The 220-nt window shown below is 52.7% G+C and carries 2 tRNA genes; both read left to right on the top strand.

The window, feature by feature from the left end:
• Positions 1-68: 68 nt before the first annotated feature.
• A tRNA-Val gene (locus D3H64_RS10060) sits at positions 69-141 on the top strand.
• 5 nt (positions 142-146) lie between these two features.
• A tRNA-Lys gene (locus D3H64_RS10055) sits at positions 147-219 on the top strand.
• Position 220 lies beyond the last annotated feature (1 nt).

Below are 220 nucleotides of genomic sequence, written 5' to 3'. Positions count from 1 at the left end.
TAAGCTTCTTTGCGCCGATAGTAGTTGGGGGTTTCTCCCTGCGAGGGTAGGACGTCGCCATGCGAATTGGAGGTTTAGCTCAGCTGGGAGAGCGTCTGCCTTACAAGCAGGATGTCAGCGGTTCGATCCCGTTAACCTCCATTTAAGAGCCATTAGCTCAGTTGGTAGAGCATCTGACTTTTAATCAGAGGGTCGCAGGTTCGAGCCCTGCATGGCTCAT

Source organism: Atopobacter sp. AH10 (assembly GCF_003664595.1).
Classification (GTDB): Bacteria; Bacillota; Bacilli; order Lactobacillales; family Aerococcaceae; genus Atopobacter.
The sequence above is the reverse complement of the archived record's forward strand: the minus strand, read 5'-3'. Positions and strand labels throughout refer to the sequence as shown.